The sequence below is a fragment of the Kitasatospora sp. NPDC059803 genome, assembly GCF_042732255.1.
Taxonomy (GTDB): domain Bacteria; phylum Actinomycetota; class Actinomycetes; order Streptomycetales; family Streptomycetaceae; genus Kitasatospora.
Window position 1 is genome coordinate 3,957 of sequence record NZ_JBHWIJ010000194.1, and the last position, 8,400, is coordinate 12,356.

5 protein-coding genes are annotated in these 8,400 nt (G+C 74.2%); 2 read left to right on the forward strand and 3 right to left on the reverse strand.

Annotation, left to right across the window (positions count from 1 at the left end):
- Window positions 1-161: 161 nt before the first annotated feature.
- Window positions 162-1,280, reverse strand: a complete 1,119-nt coding sequence (locus ACFV6I_RS26580; RefSeq protein ID WP_380428053.1) for a hypothetical protein — start codon at window positions 1,278-1,280, stop codon at window positions 162-164.
- A gap of 238 nt (window positions 1,281-1,518) precedes the next feature.
- Entirely contained in the window at window positions 1,519-3,369 is a 1,851-nt protein-coding gene (gene asnB / locus ACFV6I_RS26585; RefSeq protein WP_380428055.1) for an asparagine synthase (glutamine-hydrolyzing), read from the reverse strand.
- Window positions 3,370-3,575: 206 nt separating this feature from the next.
- Here asnB and ACFV6I_RS26590 point away from each other — a divergent pair, with 206 nt between their 5' ends.
- Together ACFV6I_RS26590 and glmS are read left to right on the forward strand one after the other, a co-directional pair.
- On the forward strand, window positions 3,576-3,851 hold the full coding sequence (locus ACFV6I_RS26590; protein ID WP_063350341.1) for a hypothetical protein: 276 nt from the start codon (window positions 3,576-3,578) through the stop codon (window positions 3,849-3,851).
- Between the two features lie 119 nt (window positions 3,852-3,970).
- Window positions 3,971-5,797, forward strand: coding sequence for a glutamine--fructose-6-phosphate transaminase (isomerizing) (gene glmS, locus ACFV6I_RS26595; protein ID WP_063350342.1), 1,827 nt, complete (start codon window positions 3,971-3,973; stop codon window positions 5,795-5,797).
- 99 nt (window positions 5,798-5,896) lie between these two features.
- Here glmS and ACFV6I_RS26600 read toward each other — a convergent pair whose 3' ends face one another.
- Window positions 5,897-7,291, reverse strand: a complete 1,395-nt coding sequence (locus ACFV6I_RS26600) for a lanthionine synthetase LanC family protein (protein ID WP_380428057.1) — start codon at window positions 7,289-7,291, stop codon at window positions 5,897-5,899.
- Window positions 7,292-8,400: the final 1,109 nt, after the last annotated feature.

Below are 8,400 nucleotides of genomic sequence, written 5' to 3' on the forward strand. Positions count from 1 at the left end.
GAGTCTCGCGGGCCTCCTGGGGGGCGGGGGGGGGCCGCGGGGGCGCGCGGTCCTCTGTCGGGCGGCGGGGGTGGCGCGCGCCGCCGGGGCCGCGGGGCGGGGGCGGCCCCCCCGCCCCCTCCAGGTGAGACGGGGCGGTCGGTCCCGGTGGGACGGCGGGGTCAGTCGAGCGAGCCGGACAGGCCGCTGGCGGAGCGGCAGTAGCCCTGCATCTCCTTGTTGGTGATCTTGGCGCAGAGCCGGCCGGCCGCGCCGTCGTCCGTGTAGTTCACCGTGTAGTAGCTGACCAGGCCCTCGGCGCAGGCCTTGCGCTGCCAGCCGTCGGCGGCGGTGCCGCACTGCTGGGCGGCCCAGTCCTCGCGGTCGAGGTTGTACTTCATCGTCCGCGAGCCGACGCCGCGGCTGCAGTCGGTCGCCCCGCCGCTGGCCTTGCCGCTGAGGCACCACTTGAGGGCGTCGGCGTAGACCTCGGGGTGGTTCGGGTAGTCGTGCGAGGAGAGGTAGAAGGTCGGGGCGTAGAAGAAGCACGCGGACTGGAACAGGGCCGGCTGGTCCTTGCACGGGTACAGCGGGTCCTGGGCGAGCTTGTCGGCGGGCAGGTTCGCCTTGGCCTTCTCGTCCTCCTCGTCCGGGCCGAAGAGCTGCATGAACAGCCCTTCGGAACAGCGGATCTTGTTCTGGTCGCTGGGGAACTTGTTGCACAGCTCGCGCGCCTTGGGGACGTCCTGCTTGGCGACGAACATGGTGCCGTGGCCGACGCCGTGGATGCACGGGCCGGTGTTCTTGGGCGCGCAGAGCTTGAGCAGGTCCACCTCGGGCTGGGCGGAGGCGTTGAGCATCTCCTCGACCGCGCCGTGCAGGTAGCCGGCCGCGCAGGTCTCGTGCGGGAAGGAGATGACCTTCTGGAAGTCGGCGTTGAAGCGCTTGACCGCCGAGTGGCCGAGCTCGTGCGCGATCGGGTGGCAGAAGCGCACGGTGTACGGCTTCTCCTTGGTGATCTTGTCGAGGTCGGCGAGCGCGACGCCGGGGTCGGTGGCGTCCATCTCGGCCATCAGCTTGTTGCGCAGCGTCGAGCGGGCACACCGCGGGGGGGCGGGGGGGGGGGGGGCGCGCGGGCGCGCGGGCGCCACCGGGGGGGGGGGGGCGCGGGCGCCCGGGGGGGGGGCGGGGGCCGTCGCCGCGACGCCGGGCGCGGGCGACCAGTCGGTGACGGCCACCGACCCGAGGCCCAGGACGCCCAGGAGCAGGGCGGTGAGAATCGCGAATACCCGCGGTTGCATGAGGTGATCCCCCGGCGGATCGAGGTGGACGGTTCGCTCCCATCCTGACGGCACGCCGGCGGGAGTCCGCGTTTTCGCCCGCCATTCGGGAGGTGTCGGCGACGCTACCGCACCGTCCGACGCCCGGGCGCGGCGGGTTGGTTCCGGATGATCACCCGGGATCCGTCACCCGGATCAATCACCCGAACGGCGCAGCGGCCCGCCGTCGCAGCCGCCGCGCCGCCCGGGGTGGCGGCCGTCAGATGTCCAGCGTCACCTGGTAGTCCGTCAGCCAGGTGTGCAGTTCGAGCGCGAGGTCGACGGCCAGCCGGACGGACTGCGGGTCGGTGTCCGGGTCGAGCGCGTCGGCGAGGCGCCGCCGGTCGAGCAGGGCGAGCGCCGGGGACTTCTGCTCGGCGGTGAGCCGGGCGAGCTCGGCCCGCAGCAGCGCCGGGTAGTGCGGGTCCTCGGTGACCGGGTACGGGCTCTTCACCCGGTCGGCGACGGCGTCCGGCAGCACGTCCCGGACGGCGGCGCGCAGCAGGCTCTTCTCCCGGCCGTCGAAGTGCTTCATCGCCCACGGCGTGTTGAAGACGTACTGGACCAGCCGGTGGTCGCAGAACGGCACCCGCACCTCCAGGCCGTTGGCCATGCTCATCCGGTCCTTGCGGTCGAGCAGGATGCAGACGAAGCGGGTCAGGTGGAGGTACGAGATCTCGCGCATCCGCCGTTCCAGCGGATCGGCGTCCGGCAGGTGCGGGACTTCGGCGAGTGCCTCGCGGTAGCGGGCCTTCCGGTAGCCGGCCAGGTCGAGTTCGGCGAGCAGGCCGGCGTCGAGCAGGTGTTCGCGCGGGCCGGCGCCCTGGCCGCCGAGGCCGGTCAGCGAGACCGCCCAGGGGAAGTCGTCGGCGGCGACGGCCTTCGGGTCGTGGAACCAGCGGTAGCCGCCGAACAGCTCGTCCGCGGACTCGCCCGACAGGGCGACGGTGGACTGGCGGCGCACGCCCTGGAAGAGCAGCAGCAGCGAGATGTCCATGTCGCCGAAGCCGCCGGGCAGGTCGCGGGCGCGCAGGACGGCGTCCCGCTGGGCGAGGTCGGTGAGCGCGGCGGCGTCCAGCTCGATCACGTTGTGGTCGGCGCCGACGTGCTCGGCCAGCATCCGGGCGTACGGGCCGTCCAGGGTCGGCCGGACCTCGCTGGCGTGGAAGTTCTCGCTCTGGCCGGCGAAGTCGACGGCGAAGGAGCGCACCGGGCCGGCGCCCTCGGCCCGCAGGACCCGGGCGGCGAGGGCGGTGACGGCGCTGGAGTCCAGGCCGCCGGAGAGCAGCGAGCAGAGCGGGACGTCCGAATCGAGCTGGCGGTGGACGATGTCGTCCAGCAGGGCCCGGACGGTGGCGACGGTGGCCTCCAGGGTGTCGGTGTGCTCGCGCGCCTCCAGCGCCCAGTAGCGGCGCACCGACACGCCCTCGCGGCGGACCCGGACGACGTGCCCGGGCCGGACCTCGACGATGCCCCGGTAGGGGGTGATGCCCGGGGTGCGGGTGAAGGCGAGCAGTTCGCGCAGCCCGTCCAGGTCGACCACCGGGTGGACCGAGGGGTGGGCCAGGATGGCCTTCACCTCGGAGCCGAAGACCACGCCGTCGGGGGTCGGGTGGTAGTGCAGCGGCTTGACGCCCATCCGGTCGCGGACCAGCAGCAGTTCCTCGCTGCGGGCGTCCCAGATCGCGAAGGCGAACATCCCGTTGAGGCGTTCGGCCAGGCCCTCGCCCCACTCCAGGTAGGCGTGCAGCACGACCTCGGTGTCGCTGCGGGTGCGGAAGCGGTGTCCGGCCGCCTTCAGTTCGGCGCGCAGCTCGCGGTGGTTGTAGACCTCGCCGCTGTAGGTGAGCGCGGCCAGCAGCCGGCCGTCGTGCTCGACGGTCATCGGCTGGACGCCGCCCTCCAGGTCGATCACCGCGAGGCGGCGGTGGCCGAGGCCGGCGTGTCGCTCCAGGTGGACGCCGCCGGCGTCCGGGCCGCGGCAGATCTGGGTGGCCGTCATGGCGTCGAGGACGGCCCGTTCGGCGGTGAGGTCACGATTGAAGGCGACCCATCCGGTGATCCCGCACATCAGCAAGCCTCCGGTTCTTCCGCTACGTATGCGGAAAATGACGCTACGTGTCGGAGGGGTGTGGCTACAAGGGTGCGTCGGGAAGGGGTCGGGAGGGGCTGGGGATGACCATGTGACTGGTTGGTTGAGCTGAAAGTCGTAAAGTCTGCCCGAATTCGGGCAAGATTCTTGGCCCCGGCGGGCGGCGCGGCCTAGGCTCCTCACTCGTGCCGAGCTCACCCCACCCTCACGACGACCTCCTCGCCCACCTCACCCGGACCAGCCCGCTCGGGCCCCGGGAGGCGGCGCGGGTCGTGGCGGAGGTGCTGGCGTACTTCTCCGAGAGCACCGAGGAGTATGTCCGCCGCCGCCACGGCGAGCTCCAGGCACGCGGACTGACCAACGAACGGATCTTCACCCGGCTCGCCGAGGAACTCCCCGCCCGCCGGGTCGCGGCACCCGAGCTCTCGGCCCGCCAGCTGCGCCGGATCGTCTACGGCTGAGCGCTGCCGGGGCGGGGCACTGACGCATCCACGGCGCCGGCGCATTCACGGCACTTACGGCACTTGCAGCATTTACGGCATTCACGGCATTCACGGCATTCACGAAGAGGAGACCACGCATGTGCGGAATCGTGGCCTACATCGGCCCCAAGGACGCGACCCCCTTCCTGCTGGAGGGCCTGGCCCGGCTGGAGTACCGCGGCTACGACTCGGCCGGCGTGGCCGTCACCGGGCGCACCGGCGGGCTCAAGGTCCGCAAGGTCAAGGGCCGGGTCGCCGACCTGGCCGCCGCGGTCCCGGCCCGGTTCAAGGGCGGCACCGGCATCGGTCACACCCGCTGGGCGACCCACGGCGTGCCCAGTGACGCCAACGCCCACCCGCACCTGGACGGCGCCGAGCGGATCGCCGTCGTCCACAACGGCATCATCGAGAACGCCGACGAACTGCGCGCCAAGCTCACCGCCGACGGCGTCGTGTTCCGCTCCGAGACCGACAGCGAGGTGCTCTCCCACCTGATCGCCGCGCACGTCGGCGAGGGCGTCGAGCTGGAGGACGCGGTGCGCGCCGCCCTCGGCCGGGTGGTCGGCACCTACGGCATCGCGGTGCTCGACGCCGAGCAGCCGGACCGGATCGTGGCCGCCCGCAACGGCAGCCCGATAGTGCTCGGCCTCGGTGAGAAGGAGATGTTCGTCGCCTCCGACGTGTCCGCCCTCGTCCGCTACACCCGCCAGGTCGTCCACCTGGAGGACGGCGAGCTGGCCACCGTCCGCGCCGACGGCTTCCGCACCTTCACCACCGACGCCCGCACCACCCACCACCAGCCGTCCACCGTGGACTGGGAGATCGACTCCTACGACACCGGCGGCTACGAGCACTTCCTGCTCAAGGAGATCCACGAGCAGCCCGGCTCGGTCGAGCGCACGCTCAGCGGCCGGCTCGACGAGCGCTTCTCCACCGCGCACCTCGGCGGCCTCAACCTGGACGCCCGGGAGCTGCGCGAGATCCGCCGGGTGAAGATCCTCGGCTGCGGATCCGCCTACTACGCCGGCGAGATGGGCGCCCAGCTGATCGAGGAGCTCTCCCGCATCCCCGCGCACAGCGAACCCGCCTCCGAGTTCCGCTACCGCAACCCGGTGATCGAGGCGGACACGCTCTACATCGCGGTCAGCCAGTCCGGCGAGACCTACGACACGCTGGCCGCCGTCCAGGAGATCAAGCGCAAGGGCGGCCGGGTGCTCGGCGTCGTCAACACCGTGGGCAGCGCCATCGCCCGCGAGTGCGACGGCGGCATCTACCTGCACGCCGGGCCGGAGATCTCGGTCGCCTCCACCAAGGCCTTCACCTCCACCGTGGTCGCCTTCGCGCTGCTCGCGCTGCACTTCGGCCGCATCCACGACCTCTCGCCCGCCGACGGCCGCCGGATCGTCGCGGCCCTGAAGGCGCTGCCGGACCAGATCCGCGAGGTGCTCGCGCAGACCGAGGCCATCGCCGAACTCGCCGCCGAGTACGCCGGATCGGCGGGCATGATGTTCATCGGCCGGGTCCGCGGCTACCCGGTCGCCCGGGAGGGCGCGCAGAAGCTCAAGGAGATCTCCTACGTGCACGCCGAGGCCTACCCGGCGAGCGAGCTGAAGCACGGTCCGCTGGCGCTGATCAGCCCCGAACTGCCCACCGTCGCACTCGTCCCGGACGACGAACTGCTCGACAAGAACCTCACCACCCTCGGTGAGATCAAGGCCCGCTCCGGCCGCGTGATCGCCATCGCGCACCGCCGCCCCGAGGACAAGCTCGCCGACCACTGCGTCCTCGTCCCCAAGAGCGAGCCCGAGCTCGACCCGCTGCTGCTCAACATTCCGCTCCAACTCCTCGCCTACCACGCCTCCGTGGCCCTCGGTCGCGACGTCGACAAGCCGCGCAACCTGGCGAAGAGCGTGACGGTGGAGTAGGGCGCTCCCGAAGAAGTGACGGCCTGGCGGGTGGGACGGCCTTCCTGCTGATCAACAGCTGAGCAGCTCAATAGCTCGGCAGATCAGGAGATCAGGAGATCAGGAGATCAGAAGGAAGGCGTCCCACTCCTCGGCGGCGTCGCCGGTGCCCGCCGAGGATGCCTGCGCGGCGGCTCGGGCATGGGTACGGGCATGGGCGTGCAGGGCGAGGGCCGCGCCTGCCGTCCCCTCCAGGAGGCTGGGCGGGTCGCAGGCGCCGAGTGCCGTGTCGAGCCGGCCCGCGACGGTGGCGGCGAGCGCGGGCAGGCAGGCGGTCAGTTCGGCGGAGCCGGAGTCCTCGGCCATCCGCTGGGCGATCCGCAGCAGGCCGCCGGTGCCGTGGCAGAGCCCGGGGCCCTGGAGGTTCCAGCCGGCGGGGTCGCGCAGCGTGTCGGTCAGCGCCGCGACGGCGGTGGTCCGCCAGTCGGAGCGGCCGCGGGCCGCGCCCGCCAGGAAGAGTGCGCGGGCCGCACCGGGGGTTCCGTAGCACCAGGCCGCCCGCGTCGGCTGGTCGGCCGGCAGCCGGCCGGCCTCCTCGTCCTCGACGCGCACGGTCATCGGCCAGGAACCGCCCATACCGGGCCGACCCCCAGCGGCGTCGCGGCCCGTGGGCGCCGGCTCGGTCGGGGCGGGCCCGGCCGGGTCGACCGGATCGACCGGGGCGCCCTGATCGACCGGGTCGAGCGGGCCGGGGATCCGCCGGGCGGCGAGCCAGCTCGCCAGCGCCTCGATCGCCTCGTCCTGTCCGGGCACCTGCACACCGCGCAGCCTGGCCAGTGCCAGGAGGGCGAGCGGGCCCGGGACTCCGTGTGCCAGGCCCAGGTTGAGGTGCCCCCGGGGGAACCCGGGATCCGCGCCGGGCAGTCCCGGTCCACCGGCGGTCCACCAGCGCGGCCGCACGCCGCCGGTGGGCTCGGCCAGCGCGACCAGCGCGGTGAGCAGGTCGGCCAGCGCCGGGCCGGCCGGCTCCAGCGCGAGCAGCAGCCGGCCCAGGCCCGCCGCGCCCGAGACGGTGTCGAAGGTGTGAGCGCGCAGGCCCGTGCCGGCGGCCAGATCGGCGCGCAGGTCGGCGACGCGCCCGGCCGCGGCCTGCCGGACCCGGGGCGTCAGCCCGTCGAGCAGCGTGCGGTACTCGCCGGGGCGCCGCGCCATGGTGCGGGCGGCGAAGGCGATCGCGGCGGCGCCGGAGAAGAGTCCGCCGCCCCGCATCGCCCCGGGGGCTTTCACGGCGGCCGCGAGGTGCCCGTGGGCGGCGCGGCGCAGCGCGGCGTCGTCCTCGCGGTCGGCCAGTACGGCGAGCGCGAGCGCGGCGCCGCTGCGGCCGGCCCCGAGCGCGTGCGCCGCTGCGGGCGGCGCGGACGCCGAGGGCGTTGTGGCGTCGGCGGCCGGTTCTTCGAGCGCACCGGGCCTGCTGAGCAACTCGGCCACCGCGCGGATCGGATCCGTCGTGTTCATCGCGCCTCCCGCGGGCTGGAGCGGCGGGCCCGGTGGGCCTCGACGGCGCCCCTGGCCAGTGCGTAGGCGCGGCGTTCGGCCTCGCGGTCGATCCCGATCAGCCGGTTGTGGCCCATGTGCAGCAGCGAGGCCAGCACCGGGTCGGCCGACGACGTCTCCACCCGGCTCGCGTACCGCGCGAGTGCGACGGCCCGCTGCCGCCAGGCGTCGGCCAGCGCGGGGTCGGCGGGCAGCAGGCCGCCCGCCGGGACGGTCGGCCCGTCGGGGCCGATCGCCCGCAACGCGGCGGCACGCTGGGCCCGGAACGCCTGGTGGTGGCGCTCCGACTTCGGATACACCCCCGCCAGCCAGGCCCCGACCGAGGGCACGCCGGGGCCGGCCGGTGGTACGGCCTGCCGGCCGGCGGAGAGGCTGGTGGGCAGGTCGGCGGGCAGGTCGGTGCGGCCCTCGGGCCCGCCGTCAGGAACGCGGTCTTCCGCCGACTGCCCCGCCAGCTGCCCCGCCGACTGCCCCGCGCGGCCGGCCAGGAAGGCCTGCGCGGTGCCGGCGAGGTTCACGGCGGCGAGCAGGTCCCGGGAGAGCGAGCGCTCCGTCCGGGCCAGTCGCAGTGCCGCCAGCGCGACCAGGCTGTCGGCCTGGAAGACCCGCTCGGCGTCGGCGAGCACCTCGGCGCCGCCGTAGCGGTCGGTCTCCGGCGCGTAGCCCTCCAGGCGCAGGTCGGCGGCGAGCCCGGCCCGGTGCAGCTCCCGTACCCAGTCGTGCACGGTGGGCAGCAGTTGGGCGGCGAGGACCGGCGGCGCACCGTGGAAACGCAGTCGCAGGTGCGGCGCGGAGTCCTGGTAGCGGACGAAGAACCAGCGGTCCACGTCGGCGGGCAGGGCGTCGAGCAGCCGGGGCAGGTGCTCGACCAGAATCTCCTCCTGGCGTGCCTCGGTGGCCGCCAGCCGGGCGAACAGCCAGGATCCGCCGGGGAGTTCGACGGTCCGGTCGCGTCGGGCGGGCAGTGGGCGGCGCGGTGGGGGGGGGGGGGGCGCGCCCAGGGGCGGGGGGGGCGCCCCCCCCCGCCCCCCGCCGCCCCCGCCCCCCACCGCCCCCCCGCCCCCCCCCCC

Bases quoted from the DNA above. Each gene is read 5' to 3' on its own strand.
- ACFV6I_RS26580 (WP_380428053.1), bottom strand. From the start codon at position 1,280: ATGCAACCGCGGGTATTCGCGATTCTCACCGCCCTGCTCCTGGGCGTC.
- asnB (WP_380428055.1), bottom strand. From the start codon at position 3,369: ATGTGCGGGATCACCGGATGGGTCGCCTTCAATCGTGACCTCACCGCC.
- glmS (WP_063350342.1), top strand. From the start codon at position 3,971: ATGTGCGGAATCGTGGCCTACATCGGCCCCAAGGACGCGACCCCCTTC.
- ACFV6I_RS26600 (WP_380428057.1), bottom strand. From the start codon at position 7,291: ATGAACACGACGGATCCGATCCGCGCGGTGGCCGAGTTGCTCAGCAGG.